Source organism: Streptomyces sp. NPDC094032 (genome assembly GCF_040303965.1).
Classification (GTDB): Bacteria; Actinomycetota; Actinomycetes; order Streptomycetales; family Streptomycetaceae; genus Streptomyces.
Genome location: NZ_JBEOUE010000018.1, coordinates 115,611 through 132,791, shown reverse-complemented (window position 1 = coordinate 132,791; position 17,181 = coordinate 115,611). Strand labels below are relative to the sequence as shown.

The following is a 17,181-nucleotide window of genomic DNA, read 5'->3' as shown; positions in this document are numbered from 1 at the left end:
GATCACACCCCCTGTTCCCGATGGATGCGATGCCCTCCCATGTCTGAGTCCGAGCCCACGCCCGTGGCGATCCTGCTCGTCGAGGACGACGAGGTGATCCGTAAGTCCGTCGCCATGGCGCTGGAACGATACGGCTACCGCATGACCGTCGCGGCCGACGGGCTGACCGGACTCGAACTCTTCCGTGAGGGGCGGCACGACCTGCTGCTGCTCGACGTCATGCTGCCGGCCCTGGACGGCATCGGGCTCTGCCGCCGGATCAGGGAGACCAGCACGGCCCCGATCCTCATGATGTCCGCGCGCGGTGACGCCCTCGACGTGGTCTCCGGGCTGGAGGCCGGCGCCGACGACTACGTGGTCAAGCCCGTCGACACCGCCGTCCTGGTCGCCCGGATCCGCTCCCTGCTGCGCCGCGCCTCCGTCCCCACCGGGCCCGGAACGTCCGACGCGCCGCCCGCCGAGCCGGCCGGACTGCTCGTCTTCGGCGACCTCAGCATCGACCCCGCGGCCCTGGAGGTACGCCGGGACGGCGAGCGGCTCGCCCTCGCCCCGACCGAGCTGCGCCTGCTCCTGGAGTTCTCCGCCCACCCGGGGATCGTGCTGGACCGCCAGAGCCTGCTGCGCAACGTCTGGGACTACGGCTGGGACGGCGACACCCGGGTCGTCGATCTCTGCGTCCAGCGGCTGCGGAAGAAGATCGGAGCCGACCGCATCGAGACGGTCCGGGGCTTCGGCTACAAGCTGCGGCGCTGAACGGGGAGCCCGGAATGTCCTTCGTACGCGCGCTGCTCAACCTCCGGTCGCTGCGCTGGAAGATCGTGCTGCTGGTGGGTCTGGCCTGCACCACCATGGCCCTCACCGTCGGCGTGCTCGTCCACGAGTCGACCCTGAGGCGGTCCATGCACGAGGGCGCCGGCAAGGCCGAGACCGCCCTGGCCGACGTCGTGCGGGAGGGGACCACCGCCGAGCCGGGGGAGCTCCCCGACGCCCTGCTGCGGCAGGTCGAGCGCGACGGCAGGGGCACCCTGTACGTGGACCGGGCCCCGGCCCCCGTCTTCTGGGCCGCCCGGACGCAGGGCGGCAGCCTGTACGCGACCCGGGTCGACATGACCGCCGACCTGCTCACCCGGCAGGCCCTCGACCGGCACATGTGGAAGTACTCGCTGCTCACCCTCGGCATCGTCGTCCCCGTCACGATCCTCGCGACCGAACTGCCGGCGCGGCGGCTGCGCCGGGTGGCCCGCACCGCACGCCGCATCACGGCCGGCGACCTGGACGCCCGCACCGGGACGCGCGGCGGTGGCGTCGACGAGATCGGGGAGATCGGGGCCGTCGTCGACTCCATGGCCGACAGCCTGCGGCAGCGCATCGCGACCGAGCAGCGCTTCACCGCCGACGTCGCGCACGAACTGCGCACCCCGCTGATGGGCCTCGTCACCTCGGCCGGCCTGCTGCCCGAGGGCGAGGCCACCGACATGGTCAGGGACCGGGTCGGGGTGCTGCGCGACCTGGTCGAGGACCTGCTGGAGATCTCCCGGCTCGACGCCGGGGCCGAGCAGCCCCGGTTCCGGCCGGTGGCGCTGGCGGAGCTCGTCCGCGAGTCGGTGGCGCGCACCGGGACGACCGCCCGTGTGTCCGCCGACGGGGCGGCGACGGCCGAGACGGACCCGCGGCGGCTTGACCGTATCGTCGCCAACCTCGTCGTCAACGCCCACCGGCACGGCGCGGGCCCCGTGGAGATCACCGTCTCCGACCGGACGATCACGGTACGGGACCACGGCCCCGGCTTCCCCGCGGACCTCCTGGCCGACGGCCCCCAGCGGTTCCGGACGGGCAGCGCGGAGCGGGGGCGCGGTCACGGCCTGGGCCTGACGATCGCGTGCGGCCAGGCGGCGGTGATCGGCGCGGAGCTGGACTTCGCCAACCATCCGGAGGACGGGGGCGCGGTGGCGACGCTGCGGCTGCCTGGGGAGGAGAAGGGCGCGCCCATCGCGTAGCCGGGGGTGGGACGGGGGCTGGGGCTGGGGCTCCGCAGTGGTCACAGGGCCCCGGCTCCAGCCCCGTCCCCGTACCCCCGTTTCCCCGTTTCCCCGTATCCCCGTACCCCCGTACCCCCGTATCCCCGATACACAGTCGATACACGACCGACGGGCGCCCGAGCCCCCCTGAAGCCCTTCCCTCCACCGTCCCGACACACCGCCCCCGCAGCCTGACTGCCGTACCGATCTCGTACGGCAGCCCCGGAGGTGGCCCCATGTCCCTTTCCCGTACTCCCTCGCACCGCAACCGCGTCGCGGGTGGCGCCCTGGCCCTGTGTCTCGTGACGGTGCTGGGCGTCGCGGTCTACGGGACGGGGGACGGGGACGGCTCCGGCGTCGTCCCGTTTCGGGACGGCGGCGGGTCCCCCGTCGTCGTCTCCGACCTCGACGACGTCGACGCCCCGTGGCCGGAGGGCGGTCAGACCGCCGTCGCGCTGGAGGGCTCCGGCCCGGTCGGCACGCGGGGTGAGCGGCGGCCCGTCCCCATCGCGAGCCTGACGAAGGTGATGACCGCGCACGTCATCCTGGAGGAGCATCCGCTGCGGCCCGGCGAGCCGGGCCCCCTGATCGAGGTGGACCAGCAGGCCGCGTACGAGGTGGGCGTCGGCGGTGAGTCCACGGTGCCGTTGCAGGCGGGCCGGAAGTACTCCCAACGCCAGCTGCTGGAGATGTTGTTGATCCCCTCGGGCAACAACGTGGCCCGGCTGCTGGCCCGCTGGGACTCCGGCAGTCAGGAGGCCTTCGCGGAGAAGATGCAGCGGGCCGCCGGGCGACTGGGCATGAAGCAGTCCACGTACACCGGGGCGAGCGGGATCGAGGCGACCACCACCAGCACCGCGAACGACCAACTCGCCCTGGCGCGGAAGGCGATGAAGGACCCCGTGTTCCGGGCCATCGTGGCCACGCGGTCGGTGACCGTGCCCGGCCTCGGCACGATCACCAACACCAATCCCCTGCTGGACACGCCGGGGGTCGTCGGCATCAAGACCGGTTCCAGCACTCCGGCGGGCGGCAACCTGCTGTGGGCCTGCGAGGTCCGTGTCGGCGGCACGACCCGTCTGCTCGTCGGCGCGGTGCTGCACCAGCGGGCGGACACCACACCCGGCGAGGGGCTCCGGGCGGCCGTCGACAGCAGCCGCCGCCTGATCGAGGGGCTCCGCGACGCCCTGACCCGGGAAGGCTGAGCCACGATGACGACGACACATCCGGGGAGCACCCCGCAGGCGGAGCGGGACCCGGCGCGGGCGGGACGGGCGAAGTGGCGAGGCGTGGGCGTCGCGGTCTGCGCCGCGCTGCTCGCGCTCACCCTCGTCGGCCACGAACGGCTGCCCGACCTGCCGGGCCGCCTCAGCAGCCTGGCCGAGACCCTACTGCCGTGGACGGCCCTCGCGGTCCCGGTGCTCGCGGCCCTGGCGCTGCTGCGCCGGTCACGGGTGGCGATGGCCGCGCTGATCCTGCCCGTGGTCGCCTGGGCGGTGGTCTTCGGAGGCACCCTCACCGACAAGTCGTCCCCCGGCGGGGACCTCACCGTCGTCAGCCACAACGTCAACCAGGACAACCCCGACCCGCAGGGCACCGCGCGGAGCCTGCTCGCCGCGGGGGCGGACATCGTCGCGCTCCAGGAACTCTCCCCGGACACCGCGCCCGCCTACGAACTGGCCCTGGCCGCCTCCTACCCGCACCACTTCTACCAGGGCACGGTCGGCCTGTGGAGCACACGTCCGCTGCGGGACGCCAGGGCCGTGCCGATCATGCCGTGGACCCGGGCCATGCGGGCGACGGCGGACACCCCCGAGGGCCCGCTGGCGGTGTACGTCGTGCACCTTCCGTCCGTCCGCGTCGGGGCGACCGGTTTCACCTCGGGCACGCGCGACGAGGCCGCCGCGCACATGGCGGACGTCATACGGGCCGAACGCGCCCCCCGCGCCCTCGTCATGGGCGACTTCAACGGCTCCACCGACGACCGAGGGCTGCGCCCGCTCACCGGCGGCCTGGTCTCGGCCCAGTCCTCGTCCGGCGACGGCTTCGGCTTCACCTGGCCGGCCCGATTCCCCACCGTACGGATCGACCAGATCCTCCTCGGAGGAGCAAGCGCCACCGCCTCATGGACCCTCCCCGCGACCCCGAGCGACCACCTCCCCGTCGCGGCCCGCATCGCCCTGACGCCGGACCCGGCCGCCCCGGTTGTCCCGAAGGACGGCCGGGGCGCCGGCTGACCCTACGGCGGGTCGTACGCGGTCACTGCTCGCGGCGGGCGGCATGCGGCAGCTCCACCTCGAACCAGACCTGCTTGCCTCCGGCCAGTGGTTCCACTCCCCATCGATTCGAGAGCGCTTCAACCACGTACAACCCGCGCCCCTCCTCGCTCGTTTCCCTGATCCACCGCAGCTGTGGCATGACGGGCGAGTCGTCACCGACCTCGCAGCGCAGTACGTCGGTACGGAGCAGGCGCAGCGTCACCGGTCGTTCCGCGTACCGGACGGCGTTGGTCACGACCTCGCTGATGAGCAGTACCACCGTGTCCGACAGCTCCTCAAGGCCCCAGCGTTCGAGGGCCCGCCGGGCGAGCCGCCGGGCCCGGCCCGGAGCGGCCTCCCCCCTCTCCAGGAACCAGTACGCCGAATCCGCCGGGGCGATCCCGTCGAAGCGGGCAGCGAGCAGCACGATGTCGTCGTCCCGGTCGCCGGGGCCCAGCATGTCGAGCACGTCGTCGCAGAGCGCCTGGAGTGGGGGTGCGTGATCCGGTCCCGTGAGCTGGGCCGCCGACGCGAGCCGCGCGCGCAGCCGCTCGACCCCGGTTCCCATGTCCCGCAGCCGGGACTCCACCAGGCCGTCCGTGTACAGCAGCAGCGTCGAATCCGTGGGCGCGTCGAACTCGACGGCGGTGTAGTAAGGGACGTCCGACACGCTGACGCCGATGGGAGGACCCAGTGGCACCGTGATCACCTCGGTCCGGCCGTCGAGGTGGAGAAGGATCGGGGGTGGATGCCCCGCGCTCGAAGCCCTGATGCGCTGGGAGACCGGGTCGTACACCGCGTACAGGCAGGTGGCCATGCGGTTCTCGCCGAGCCGGTGGGCCTGGGCGTCGAGGCGCCGCAGTACTTCCGGGGGCGACAGGTCGAGCCCGGCCAGGGTCTGGGCGGTGGTGCGCAGCTGGCCCATGATGGCCGCCGAGGTCATGGAGTGGCCCATGACGTCGCCCACGACCAGCGCCACCCGGCCGCCGGGCAGCGGGAGCGCGTCGTACCAGTCGCCGCCCACCCGGGCCGTCTCGGCCGCCGGAAGGTAGCGCGAGGCGAGCCGTACGCCGGTCAGCTGGGGCAGCGAGTCCGGCAGCATGATGCGCTGGAGCTCGTCCGCGATGTAGGCCCCTTGCCCGTCGAGAAGGGCCTTGTCCACGGACAGAGCGGTATGAGTGGCAAGCTGCGCGGCGACGAGGAGATCGTTGGGCTCGAAGGCGCCCCGCTCGGGGCTGCGCAGGAACACGGCCGCGCCGATCACCAGGCGACGGCCGCGCAGCGGCGCGAGGATGGCCCGCTGCCCGCCGGGCACCGGCTGGTCGGGGCCGAGCAGCTCCGTCAGCGCGGCGCGGGCGGCCGCGGAGTCCCCAAGCACCGGCCGCACCCCGCGCAGCACCTCGAACAGCGCGCTGCCCGCGCGCACCTCACACGGCTCCGCCATCGGCACCGATTCAAAGTCGGGCACGAGGAGCAGCTCCTCGCCCTCCCCGTCCGTCACCGGCAGCCGGTCACTGCGGCGCAGCCGCAGCACGAACGGCCTGACGGGCCGCTCGTCGCCCACCGGCAGCGGGTCGCGCAGATAGACCAGGATCGCGTCGGAGAACGTCGGCACGGTCGCCCGGCACAGGCCGAGGACGATCTCGTCAAGGTCGAGACCGCGCGCGATCCGCCGGGTCGCGGCTCCCACGAAGCGCATGCGGTCGCCCGCCTGCCGATGAGCCAAGGCCCGACTTCGCTCATCGGCGCTGGCTGTGGGGTTGTCCGGGGTTGTTTCAAACAACTCCTCGTTCTCGGATACGGTGTCGGGCTCGCGGTGCACCGCCTGCCCGGGGATCACCGTGCCGCCGAAGGGCGTCTCCTCTGCGAGGGGGCTCCAGAGCCCCACCTCGGCGGCCGCTTCCTGCACCGCGTCGTGTTCGCGGTCGAGCACGTCGCGGGCCTTCCTCAGCACGGCGTCGACCTCGTCGAGCGCGGCGTCGTCCGCCGCGCTTCCGCCGGTGCCCGGCAGTTGGATGCCCGCCTGCCCTCGCGGCGGGTGGGCCGTCCCGGAGTCGCCGCGCAGACCGCGCAGTTCCTCTTCGAGGGCGCTGACCTGACGGGCCGCCTGATCGGCGACCGCCTGGAACCTGTCGCGTTCCTCCTCCGCGCGCGCGAGTTGGGAACGGAGATCGGTCGTCTGCCGCTGGGCGCGGTCCAGACGGCCCTCCGCGGCCCGTACTTCGGCCGGCACCGACGCCGAGGAGGCGCGGACCTCGTCCAGTCGGCGGGTGAGCTGAGTCACCTGCGCCTGGGCCTGTCCGAGAAAGGCGAACAGCACGGTGGCCACCTGGAGTGCCTGCTGGCGGGCCTGCTCGCTCACTTCCAGGGCCTGGCGCACGAGGTTGAGTTCCTCCAGCGCGGCGATGGTGCGTTGCTGGGCGCCCACGAGGTCGTACGTGGGGTCCGGAGCGGTCGGTGCGGTGCTCGCGGCGGTCCACAGGGGCTTGATCCGGTGGAGACGTTCAGCCGTCTGCTGTCCCGTCTCGCCGGGGAAGCAGAGGTCGGCGACGGCCTCGGCGAGTTCCCAGGTGAGTCCGACTCCCTTGAGCTGTTCCCGAAGGCGCCACAGGGAGGGCACGGTGCCGCCGGCGAAGTGCTCGGGAGTCAGGAGCTGATGCAGCCGGGCGGCGGACGTTCCGGATGTGGAGAGCCAGTCCTGCAACACCTGGACGAGATCGTTGATCTCCTTGCTCGCTCCCCGGGCCTCTGCCCAGGGTCTGCCTGGCCGCTTCGTTCCCACGCCACCTCCCTTGGAGGGGGTTGTTCGTCGAACAACCCCCGTTGTCGTGCCGACAACATCCAATCGGTTCATCGGCGCGCTCGGGTGGTGGATCGTCGAATCACGCGCGGCGCGAGGGGCGTTGCGCCGGTGGAAGCGATCTTGGAGGGAACGCGTGAACATGACGCACACTGCGATGCTGCTGCTGATGGTCGGCCTGGCGGTGGTCTTCTCGTGTCTGGTGGCCGGGGCCGCGTTCGCGGTGGCTCGTTGGGGTGGCAGCCCCTTGCCCGAGTGCGTCGCCAGGTCGGGGAAGGCGTTCGCGACGGCTCTCACCGTGATCAGCGCGGTGGTGGCCGTGGGCGTCGCGGTCGTCAAGTAGGGCCTCCCGCCCGGTTCAAGCAGCGGGAACGGGTCCTCCAGGGCGGAAGCGTTCCACGCCGACGATGTGGCGGATCTTGAGCGGGCGGACGATCACGGCGACTCGCTGTTCGCCCGGCATGAGCCATGGGTAGCGGTCGTGGCCCAGGTACTTGTGGGTCATCCGGTCCATGCGGGCGTGTGCTTCCTCGCCCTCGATGAAGCGGGCGACCACGCCGCTGATCTGTACCCGGTCGAAGGGGTTGGCCGTGTCCGCGTGCGAGAGGTAGACGCGGGGGTCGTTGCGGAGGTTCTCCTCCTTCACGCGGCCCACCGAGGTGTTGAAGGTCAGCTCGTCCTCGCCCTCCAGGTCCACCCACATCGGGCTGACCTGCGGCGCGCCGTCGGCGGACACCGTGCCGACGTACCAGATCGTGGGGGCGAGGAGTCGGGCGCGGACGGCTGCGGCGAAGGTCGCGGTCATGGCGCGAGACTACCCATCGGCGGGGCGGGTGGACGGGGACTTGCGCCGAGTCTTCACGCCGTTCCCCGGACGGTGATGACGGGGCAGTGGGCGTGGGTCATCACGGCCTGGCTCACCGAGCCCAGGAGCAGGCCGGCCAGGCCGCTGCGGCCCCGGGCGCCGACCACGAGGAGTTGGGCGCCCTTGCTCGCCTCCAGCAGGGCCTCGCGGGGCGGGGCGTCCGTCAGCTCGCGGCGGACGGTGACGTCCGGGTAGGTGTCGGCGCGGCCCGCGGTCGCCTGGGCCAGGAGTTGTTCCGCCGCTTCCGGGGGCGTGCCGGGCGGGTCCTTGTCCGGCTGCCACGCGTGGACCACCACGAGGCCGGATCGGCGCCGCGCGGCTTCCTCGAAGGCCACGTCGACGGCCTTGTCGCTGTCCGGGGAGCCGTCGACGCCCAGGACCACGGGTCCCGTGCCGGCCGACTCCCGGTGCGGTTCGCGGACCGTCATCACCGGGCAGTGGCTCCTGGCGGCCAGGGACACCGGGGTGGATCCCAGGAGCAGGCCCACGATGCCCCCCATGCCACGGGAGGCGACGACGATCAGGTCCGCCGCCCGCGACTCGGCCTCCAGCACGTGCACCACGTCGCCGGGCACCACGGCCCCGGTCACGACCAGCCCTGGTTCCACCTCACGGGCACACGCGACGGCCTCCTGGAGCAGGGTCCTCGCGGCCGGGTCCGGCACCGAGTGCCTGGGCTTGACCGGGACCTCGGCGTGCACCACGCGCAGCTCGGCGCCGCGCCGTACCGCCGCCGCCGCGGCGGCCTCCACCGCGGTGAGGCTCATCGTCGAACCGTCCACACCGACCACGACCAGTTTGCCCATGGCTCGCCGCTCCACTTCAGGCTCCGGATCCCCAGCCTCGCCCGACCGGCACGTCCCTGCAATTCCAGCGCGCCGCCGCACCCCGTATCGGCGGCGGCGCACGCAGGGGCGCATTCGGGCCAACAGAAGGGACAAAAGGGGTATTGGGGAATAGATTTCTGTCCATCATCGGACCGGTCTTCTCCAGCCCCGCGGCGCTACGAGGTACGCGATGTCCCCTGCCGACCAGCATGCCGGCACAGCCCCGGACGGGTCCCCGCCGACAGCCAAGCTCACGCTGCCGACGCTCACGGCGATGGTCGTCGGCTCCATGGTGGGGGCCGGCGTCTTCTCCCTCCCCCGGCGGTTCGCCCAGGAGACCGGGGTCGCGGGCGCGCTGATCGCCTGGGCGGTGGCGGGTGTCGGCATGCTGATGCTCGCCTTCGTCTTCCAGAACCTGGCGGTACGGCGCCCCGACCTGGACGCCGGTGTCTACGCGTACGCCAAGGCCGGCTTCGGCGAGTACCTCGGCTTCTTCTCCGCCTTCGGCTACTGGGCGAGCGCCTGCGTGGGCAACGTGACCTACTGGGTGCTGATCATGTCCACGGTCGGCGCCATCGCGCCCGCCCTCGGCGACGGGGACACGGCGCTGGCGATCGTCCTGTCCTCCGTCGGCCTGTGGGCCTTCTTCTTCCTCATCCGGCGCGGGGTGAAGGAGGCGACGGCGATCAACAGGATCGTGACCGTCGCCAAGCTGGTGCCGATCATCGTCTTCATCATTCTGGCGCTCGTCTTCTTCAAACCCTCCGTCTTCGCCGACAACTTCGCCGGCGCGGACTACGCGGGCTCCCTGTTCAACCAGGTCCGCGGCACGATGCTCGCGACCGTCTTCGTCTTCCTCGGAGTAGAGGGCGCCAGTGTCTACTCCCGCCACGCCAAGCGCCGCGAGGACGTCGGGCGGGCCACCGTCCTGGGCTTCCTGAGCGTCTTCGCGATCTTCGCGTCGGTCACCATCGTGTCCTACGGCATCCTGCCGATGAGCGAGATCGCCGAGCTCCGCCAGCCCTCCATGGCCGGTGTCCTGGAGGCGGCGGTCGGCACCTGGGGCAAGGTGTTCGTCAGCGTCGGCCTGATCGTCTCCGTCCTCGGCGCCTATCTGGCCTGGACCCTGATGGCCGCCGAGGTGCTCTTCGTCGCCGCCAAGGACGAGGACATGCCGCGCTTCCTGGGCCGGTCGAGCGGCGACGACGTCCCCGTCCCCGCGCTGCTCCTGAGCACGGCCCTCAGTCAGATCGTCCTCGTCGTCACGGCCTTCTCCGACGACGCGTTCAACTTCGCCCTCGACCTGACCAGCGCGCTGAGCCTCATCCCCTTCCTGCTGGCCGCCGCGTTCGCCGTGAAGATCGCGCTGAGACCGGAGAAGGAGCGGGTGACGGGGCGGACCACCCGGCCGGAGCTCGTGGTCGCGGTCGTCGCCACCGTCTACACGGCCTTCCTCCTCTACGCGGCCGGGCTCAAGTTCGTCCTGGTCTCCTTCATCATCTACGCCCCCGCCACCTTCCTGTTCGTCAAGGCCCGCCGCGAGCAGAACCGGCGTCTCTTCTCCCCCAGGGAGGCCGTCATCTGCGCCGTCTCCGTGGCCGGGGCGGTCGTCGGCGTCGTCGCCCTCGCCGCCGACTGGATCGAGCTGTGACGCGTGGGGCCCCGCCTCCGCCGCGCCGCCCCGCCCCTCGTCCCCGCCGCCCCGCCCCACCACCGGAAAGGCCGCCCATGACCACCCCCGAGACCGGTAGCGCCAAGCCCCCGCTCGGTGTCCACTCCGAGGTCGGACGGCTCCGCAAGGTGCTCGTCTGCTCCCCCGGGCTCGCCCACCGGCGGCTCACCCCGACCAACTCCGACGACCTCCTCTTCGACGACGTGATGTGGGTGGAGAACGCCCAGCGGGACCACGCCGACTTCGTCGACAAGCTCACCCAGCGGGGTGTCGAGGTCGTCGAGCTGCACAACCTCCTCACCGAGACCATGGCCCTCCCCGAGGCCCGCGCCTGGCTCCTGGACCGGAAGATCGTCCCCAACGAGGTGGGTCTGGGGCTCGTCGACGACACCCGCGCCTATCTCGACTCCCTCGCGCCCCGGCAGCTCGCCGAGTTCCTCATCGGCGGTCTGTCCACCACGGACCTGCCGGAGGACTTCCGGTCCGGGTACGTGACCCTCGCCCGCGAGGGCGTCGGCGCCCGGGAGTACCTGATGCCGCCGCTGCCCAACACCCTCTACACCCGGGACACCACCTGCTGGCTGTACGGAGGGCTCACGCTCAACCCGCTGTACTGGCCGGCCCGGCACGGCGAGACCCTCCTGATGAAGGCGGTCTACACCTTCCACCCGGACTACTGGGGCTCGACCGTCTGGTGGGGCGACCCGGAGCGGGACTGGGGCCAGGCCACGTTCGAGGGCGGCGACATCATGCCCGTAGGCAACGGCGTCGTCCTCATGGGGATGAGCGAGCGCACCTCCCGCCAGGCCATCACCCAGGTCGCCCGCGCGCTCTTCGAGAACGGGGCCGCCGAGCGGGTGATCGTCGCGGGCATGCCGAAGCTCCGCTCGGCCATGCACCTGGACACCGTCTTCACGTTCGCGGACCGCGACATCGTCACCCTGTACCCGACGATCATGGACGCGGTCCACACCTTCTCGTTGCGTCCCGGCGACACGGCGCCCGGCGTCGAGATCACCGACGAGGGCGACGCCCGCTTCGTCGACGTCGTCGCCGAGGCCCTCGGCCTGCCGCGGCTGCGGGTGATCGAGACGGGCGGCGACGTCTACGCGTCCGAGCGGCAGCAGTGGGACAGCGGGAACAACGCCGTCGCCCTGGAGCCGGGCGTCGTCTTCACGTACGACCGCAACACCCAGACCAACACGCTGCTGCGCAAGGCGGGTGTCGAGGTCGTCACCATCGTCGGCGCGGAGCTCGGCCGGGGCCGGGGCGGCGGCCACTGCATGACCTGCCCGCTGATCCGCGACGCCGTCGACTTCTGACGTCCGGTCGCCGACGTCTGCGCGGTCGCGGGGGCGGCATCCCGATGTGATGCCGCCCCCGCAACCGCGCCGAGCACCGCCCCTCAGGCGTCCGACGACGGTCCCGCGAGCTGTTCGGCGAGCTCGCGCTCGCTCTCCTCCGAGAGCGTGGTCTTGAGCACCGTTCCGCCGAAGGGCGCCATGGCCTCGGCGAAGGTGTCCTCCGCGATCTCGGACGCCATGACGATGACGGCGGCATGGCCGGGCCGGAGCAGTTCCTGCACCTTGCCGCGGAACTTGTTGTCGACGCCCATCTGGTTCAGCTTGCCGATGAGGCCGCCGAGGGCGGCTCCCACCACGCCCATGGCCGGGGTCAGGATCACCATGCCGAAGACCAGGCCCCAGAGGGCGCCGGCCGTGGCCGAGAGGGCCACCTCCTCACTCCTGGCGGGAGTGTCGACATGGGTCTCGCCGTTCTCGTCCACCGACACGACGGCCAGTCCGTTGAACTCCAGGACCTTGTCGTCGCGCAGCTTCTGGACGGCCGCGAACGCCTTGTCGGCGACCGCCTTGCCCTCGTATCCGATCACGATCAGCTCGGACATGGACAGTCTCCTCCGGTCGGCTGGGGGGTCGGCGGCACGACGGCGACCGTCGTGGCCAGGGCCCACACGGCATCATCTTGTCCCGATATACGGAGGGTCGCGACCCGGTGGATCCATCCCGGTGCCGACGGGGTGAGGGGGCGTCCGTCGGGGTCGGGTCCTCCTTCGGGGGGAGGCGATGCCCTCCTTCGGGGGGATTCGGGCAAGTCGCGTGTGAGAAAGGGTTCTTGGGACCGAACGTCCACCTCACGCGAGGACCCCCATCACCGTGCGAAGCCGACGAATAGCGTCCGGCGTGGCCTTAGGCGCCATCGCGACGCTCCTTCCCGTTCTCACCCCCGCCGTGGCCTCGGCGACCGGACCGGCGCCCCGGCCCGGCACGACCGCCGCCACCCAATCGGCCGACCCTCTGGCCCGCTACGGACAGCAGAAGCCGCGCTGGAGTCGCTGCGACGCCGCCGCACCGGCCGCGTACGAGTGCGCGACGATCAAGGTGCCCCTGGACTACGCCCGCCCGAACGGGCGCACCCTCGATCTCGCCGTCTCCCGGATGAAGGCGACCAGCGCCCGCGAGCGGCGCGGTGTGCTGCTGCTGAACCCCGGCGGGCCCGGCGGGCCGGGCCTCGACATGCCGGTCTGGATGGCGCCGATGCTGTCGGACGACGTCAAGAAGCGGTACGACCTGATCGGCTTCGACCCCCGGGGCGTCGGCCGGAGCGCCCCGGTGAGCTGCGGCCTCAACGACGAAGAGACGGCGTGGCAACGCCCGTACAACGCGGCGGCGTTCGAGAAGGACGTCCAGTGGGCGCGGACCGTCGCGGAGAAGTGCCGGGCGCGGAACGGAGCCGTCCTCCCCCACCTCACCACCCGCAACACGGCCCGGGACATGGACGTGGTCCGTGCCGTGCTGGGCGAGAAGAAGATCTCGTACCTCGGCTACTCCTACGGCACCTATCTGGGAGCCGTCTACACGCAGATGTTCCCCCGGCGCGCCGACCGGTTCGTGCTCGACAGCGCGGTCGACCCGGCGCGTGTCTGGCGCGGCATGATCCAGGTGTGGGCCGAGGGCGCGGAGCCGGCGTTCGCGCGGTGGGCGACATGGACCGCCGAGCGGAACGCGACGTACAAGCTGGGCGCCACCCCGGCCGAGGTCGGGGCGACGTTCTGGGCGCTGGTCGCCCGGGCGGACCGTGAGCCGATCGAGCTGGACGGCGTCTCCCTGACGGGCGACGGGATCCGGCTCAGGGCGCGGGCCGTCTTCTTCGACGTGGCGTACGCCGCCGAGTCGGTGGTCCGGCTCAAGGACGCCGCCGAGGGCCGGACTCCGGCGCCCGCCGCGCGCGCCACGCCGTTCGCCCCCGCGCCTCCGTCCTTCGCCCGCGCCGCCGAGACCCCGGCCGCACCGGCCGGTCCGGCCGCCGCCCCCGCCGCCCCCGCCGTCCCCGCCGCCCCCGCCGTCCCCGTGGACAACATGGACGCGGCCTTCTGGTCCGTGGTGTGCGCCGACACCCGCGCGTGGCCGCGTGACCCGGAGCGGTACCGGCGCGACGCGATCCGCGACAGGGCCAGGTATCCGCTGTACGGGGACTTCGCGTCGAACATCAAGCCGTGCGCGTTCTGGGGGCGCGGGGCCGAGCCCGCCACCGAGGTGGGCAACTCCGTCGCCGCCCTCGTCCTCCAGAACGAGTGGGACTCGCAGACGCCCCTGGTCAGCGGGCAGGGGCTGCGCCGGGCGATGAAGGGTGCCCGGATGGTCACCGTCCTGGGCGGTCAGGGCCACGGCGTCTTCGGCCTCGGGTCCTGCGCCGACGCGACCGCCACCGCCTATCTGGTCACCGGCCGTCTGCCGGCCACCGACCTCACCTGCCGGACCCCGGCCGGGCAGGCGCAGCGCTCCACGGAGCTCCCGCAGCGCCTCCCGATCGGGCAGGACCGCTTCTGACGGCACCCTGACCGACCCCTGAGGGCGGGGCCCCGGGAGACGGGGGCCCCGCCCGTTCCGCGCGGCGGGAGATGATGGGGACGGAATGACGGAACGCGAGGTCAGGAGCTTCCATGGCGAAGCGGATTCACCAACCCCGCGAGGACGCGGAGTTCGATTTCATCCTCGGGATGAGCGACGTCCCGGTCCTCGCCTACTTCACGGGGACGTGGCCCAAGGCCATCGAACCCTGCCGGGCGATGGACCTCGTCATCGGCGGCATCGCCGACGCGTACACGGGCCGCCTGACGGCCGTCCGTACGGACATCACGCGCTGTCCGGCCGCGACCCGGCGGTACGGGGTGACCGGAGCCCCGTCGTACGTCCTCCTGAAGGCGGGCGAGGCGGTGGCGCACGGCACGGGGCCGATGACCACCGCCGAGGTACGGGAGTTCCTGGACGCCCACCTCTGAGCGGGAGCCCCGTACCCGGTCCGTGAAGGGCTACTTGTTCACGACGACGACGGCGTTGCCCACCTTGCGTTCGGTGGGGCCGGCCGCGGTCCAGCTGTCCATGGGGCGGTTGTAGAGGGTGTCGCCGGCGACGAGGGTGGTGTCGCCGCCGGCGCCCAGGCTCAGCGCGTCCTTGGCGCCGAGCCACTTCATGACCTCGGCGGCCTCCCGCATCGTGACGCCGACGCTGGTGCGGGGGTCGCGCCCGTCGATGGTGACCAGGAGGAGCGCGCCCGTGGCGGTGACCCCGGCGAGCGTGCGGGGGTGGCGCTCGACGACGGCGGTGGTCGGCGTCCCCCATACGGCGTCGTACATGCCGTTGGCCACGGTGTTGAGCATGATCTCGCCGTTGCGGACCAGGGCGGGGCCGCCGCCCGCGACGGCGGACAGGGTCGGGCTGGTCACGGGCTTGCCCTGGGCGTCGGTGATGGTGGTGCCGGGCTTGAAGGCCTGCCCGACGACGGCGTGCGCGCGCAGCCACTCCGCCCCGGTACCGATGCCCTGCATGATCCTGCTGCCCGCCGGGACCGGGCCCCCGGCCGGACGGATCTCCTTGACGGTCCAGTTGCCGTCCATGACGACGTCGACGCTGTCGGCGGCCTCCGGTCGCGGGGTCGCCGTCCCCCACTCGGGCCGGAAGACGACGACTTCGTCGGGGTCGACGCACAGGATCCCGCGCCACGGCCTGGTCTCGGGGTCGGCGCCCTTGCCGTCGAACCGGTGGTCCGCGCCGATCCCGCCGCAGCCGCGGATCCGGCCGGGCACGCGGTTGATGCCGTCGATCTGCCGCACCTGGCCGTCGGGCGCGGTCACCTGGGTCTTGGAAGTGATCTCGTCGACGCGGACCCGGGCGCCCGCGCCCTCCAGGAGCAGGGCGGTGCGGCCGTTGTTGGCCTCGCTGAGGAGGTTGTTGCCCTGGACGTACAGCCCCTCGGGGTCGCCGTCGTAGCTCGGCGCGTGGATGTCGAACTCGGACCCGTTGACCGCGACCAGGGCGCCGGCCGACTTCGCCATGTCGCGGACCGTCTGCGTCGTGCTGACGTCCTGTCCGTGGACGGCCTTGAAGGCGACGGCCGCCGTGGGATCCACCGTGACGACCTGGACCCGCCACGGCCCCGTGGTGGCGGCCCCGTCCTGGGCCGTGTAGACGACGCGGCTGGAGTAGCCGGAGGAATCCAGCCAGCCCTTCAACCGGCTCGCGGCGGTCTGGTCGTCGGGGCCGAAGCGCCCGACGCGCACCATGTTCTCGGAGAGGAAGCCGCCGCCGCCCGTCAGGACGGGCACCTGCCGGGAGTCGACGCGCCCCGCGAACCCCTTGTCGGCCAGAGCCGTCACCATGGCGTCCGCGTACGTCCTGTTGCCGACCCGCCAGCTCGTGCCGCCGGGGACGTCGATCTCCACCTCGACCGACCACAGGTCGGACGCCCGGCCCTGGCTGAACTTCTGGTACGTGATCCCGGGCGCCAGGGTCTGTACGGGTTCCGCCACCGTTTCGAGATCGGCGGGACCCAGCGGCATGTGCTGCGCGGTGCCGCCGGGCTCCTCCGCCACGGCCGACGCGCCGGGCGGCAGCACGATCAGTGACGTCAGGGCGACGGCGGCCGCGAGGCCGCGACGAAGTCTGGGCAAGACACTCCTCGGTAGGACGAGTCGGACACAAGCCGTCCCGTCTGCGGTACGACGTGTCCCTCCGGCCCGCACGCACGAGGGGCCGGGTGGGCAGGGCAGCCTAACCCGGGCGCCGCCGCCGCTCCTGACGGCAGGTCAATCCCCGTCTCGGGCGACCCGCCCGAACACACCTCACGGACCGTGACTCCTGCGCTACGTTCACGGCATGGACATCCTGCGCGAGAAGATCAGCCACGGCTTCGACCTGTTGGACACCGACGGCGACGGGGCCCTGACCGAGGCCGATCACGTCACCATGGGCGACCGCGCCGCCGACCAGCTCGGGTACGCGCGCGGCTCGGCCGAGCACACCCGGATGGTCGACGCGTACGTCGCCGTCTGGCGCGATCTGCACGCTCCGCACGTCGGTGGCCCCGACGGCCGCATGACGAAGGCGGAGTTCGTCGCCAGCACCCTCACGCTGGCCGCCGACCCCGAGGCCGCCGCCGCCACCGTCGGCGCGCTGGCGCGGGCGTTCTTCGCCATCGCCGACGTCGACGGCGACGGCCGGGTCAGCAGGGACGAGTTCGACGCGTTCCAGCGCAGCCACTTCCCGGCGATCGGCCAGGCCGACCTCGACGAGGCGTTCCGTCATCTGGACCTCGACGGCGACGGCACCCTGTCGCCCGCCGAGTTCGAGTCCGCCGTCGTCGCGTACTGGTCCAGCGCCGACCCCGACGCCCCGGGCAACTGGTGGATGGGGCGGGCGCCCGGCCGGTGACGCCGCCGTCCGA

15 protein-coding genes are annotated in these 17,181 nt (G+C 72.5%); 10 read left to right on the top strand and 5 right to left on the bottom strand.

The features are described 5' to 3' along the window. The first annotated feature begins 39 nt into the window (after window positions 1-39). From cseB to ABTZ54_RS24310, 4 genes are all read left to right on the top strand, one after another. A complete protein-coding gene (cseB, locus tag ABTZ54_RS24325) occupies window positions 40-753 on the top strand; it encodes a two-component system response regulator CseB (RefSeq protein ID WP_351666759.1) in 714 nt (237 codons plus the stop codon). Window positions 754-767: 14 nt separating this feature from the next. Continuing rightward, window positions 768-1,997 (top strand): ATP-binding protein, encoded by a 1,230-nt coding sequence (locus ABTZ54_RS24320; protein ID WP_351666757.1) that lies wholly within the window; start codon window positions 768-770, stop codon window positions 1,995-1,997. 257 nt (window positions 1,998-2,254) lie between these two features. Further along, complete coding sequence (locus ABTZ54_RS24315) at window positions 2,255-3,223, top strand: D-alanyl-D-alanine carboxypeptidase family protein (protein WP_351666755.1); 969 nt, start codon at window positions 2,255-2,257, stop codon at window positions 3,221-3,223. Window positions 3,224-3,229: 6 nt separating this feature from the next. Next, entirely contained in the window at window positions 3,230-4,255 is a 1,026-nt protein-coding gene (locus ABTZ54_RS24310; protein WP_351666753.1) for an endonuclease/exonuclease/phosphatase family protein, read from the top strand. Between the two features lie 22 nt (window positions 4,256-4,277). Here ABTZ54_RS24310 and ABTZ54_RS24305 read toward each other — a convergent pair whose 3' ends face one another. Further along, on the bottom strand, window positions 4,278-6,350 hold the full coding sequence (locus ABTZ54_RS24305) for an ATP-binding SpoIIE family protein phosphatase (RefSeq protein WP_351666837.1): 2,073 nt from the start codon (window positions 6,348-6,350) through the stop codon (window positions 4,278-4,280). Between the two features lie 868 nt (window positions 6,351-7,218). On the opposite strand from ABTZ54_RS24305, the gene ABTZ54_RS24300 reads away from it, so the two are divergent. Then, window positions 7,219-7,419 carry a hypothetical protein gene (locus tag ABTZ54_RS24300; protein WP_351666751.1) on the top strand — a complete coding sequence of 67 codons (201 nt, stop codon included), beginning with the start codon at window positions 7,219-7,221 and terminating at the stop codon, window positions 7,417-7,419. Between the two features lie 15 nt (window positions 7,420-7,434). Here ABTZ54_RS24300 and ABTZ54_RS24295 read toward each other — a convergent pair whose 3' ends face one another. Together ABTZ54_RS24295 and ABTZ54_RS24290 are read right to left on the bottom strand one after the other, a co-directional pair. Then, window positions 7,435-7,881 carry a TIGR03618 family F420-dependent PPOX class oxidoreductase gene (locus ABTZ54_RS24295; protein ID WP_351666749.1) on the bottom strand — a complete coding sequence of 149 codons (447 nt, stop codon included), beginning with the start codon at window positions 7,879-7,881 and terminating at the stop codon, window positions 7,435-7,437. 53 nt (window positions 7,882-7,934) lie between these two features. Then, a complete protein-coding gene (locus ABTZ54_RS24290) occupies window positions 7,935-8,747 on the bottom strand; it encodes a universal stress protein (RefSeq protein WP_351666747.1) in 813 nt (270 codons plus the stop codon). Between the two features lie 211 nt (window positions 8,748-8,958). Here ABTZ54_RS24290 and ABTZ54_RS24285 point away from each other — a divergent pair, with 211 nt between their 5' ends. Together ABTZ54_RS24285 and ABTZ54_RS24280 are read left to right on the top strand one after the other, a co-directional pair. Then, window positions 8,959-10,419: a basic amino acid/polyamine antiporter gene (locus ABTZ54_RS24285; RefSeq protein WP_351666745.1), complete on the top strand. Its 1,461-nt coding sequence runs from the start codon at window positions 8,959-8,961 to the stop codon at window positions 10,417-10,419. Between the two features lie 77 nt (window positions 10,420-10,496). After that, complete coding sequence (locus ABTZ54_RS24280; protein ID WP_351666743.1) at window positions 10,497-11,762, top strand: arginine deiminase; 1,266 nt, start codon at window positions 10,497-10,499, stop codon at window positions 11,760-11,762. Window positions 11,763-11,845: 83 nt separating this feature from the next. On the opposite strand, the gene ABTZ54_RS24275 is transcribed toward ABTZ54_RS24280, so the two are convergent. Beyond that, on the bottom strand, window positions 11,846-12,346 hold the full coding sequence (locus ABTZ54_RS24275) for a DUF1269 domain-containing protein (RefSeq protein WP_351666741.1): 501 nt from the start codon (window positions 12,344-12,346) through the stop codon (window positions 11,846-11,848). A 268-nt stretch (window positions 12,347-12,614) separates the two neighbouring features. Here ABTZ54_RS24275 and ABTZ54_RS24270 point away from each other — a divergent pair, with 268 nt between their 5' ends. Both ABTZ54_RS24270 and ABTZ54_RS24265 read left to right on the top strand, forming a co-directional pair. Further along, window positions 12,615-14,288, top strand: a complete 1,674-nt coding sequence (locus tag ABTZ54_RS24270; RefSeq protein WP_351666739.1) for an alpha/beta hydrolase — start codon at window positions 12,615-12,617, stop codon at window positions 14,286-14,288. A 113-nt stretch (window positions 14,289-14,401) separates the two neighbouring features. Next, window positions 14,402-14,740, top strand: coding sequence for a thioredoxin family protein (locus ABTZ54_RS24265; RefSeq protein WP_351666737.1), 339 nt, complete (start codon window positions 14,402-14,404; stop codon window positions 14,738-14,740). Between the two features lie 30 nt (window positions 14,741-14,770). On the opposite strand, the gene ABTZ54_RS24260 is transcribed toward ABTZ54_RS24265, so the two are convergent. Next, entirely contained in the window at window positions 14,771-16,408 is a 1,638-nt protein-coding gene (locus tag ABTZ54_RS24260; protein ID WP_351666735.1) for a phosphodiester glycosidase family protein, read from the bottom strand. 205 nt (window positions 16,409-16,613) lie between these two features. Between ABTZ54_RS24260 and ABTZ54_RS24255 the strand changes: the two genes are divergently transcribed. Next, window positions 16,614-17,168 carry an EF-hand domain-containing protein gene (locus ABTZ54_RS24255; protein ID WP_351666733.1) on the top strand — a complete coding sequence of 185 codons (555 nt, stop codon included), beginning with the start codon at window positions 16,614-16,616 and terminating at the stop codon, window positions 17,166-17,168. The last annotated feature ends 13 nt before the right edge of the window (window positions 17,169-17,181 follow it).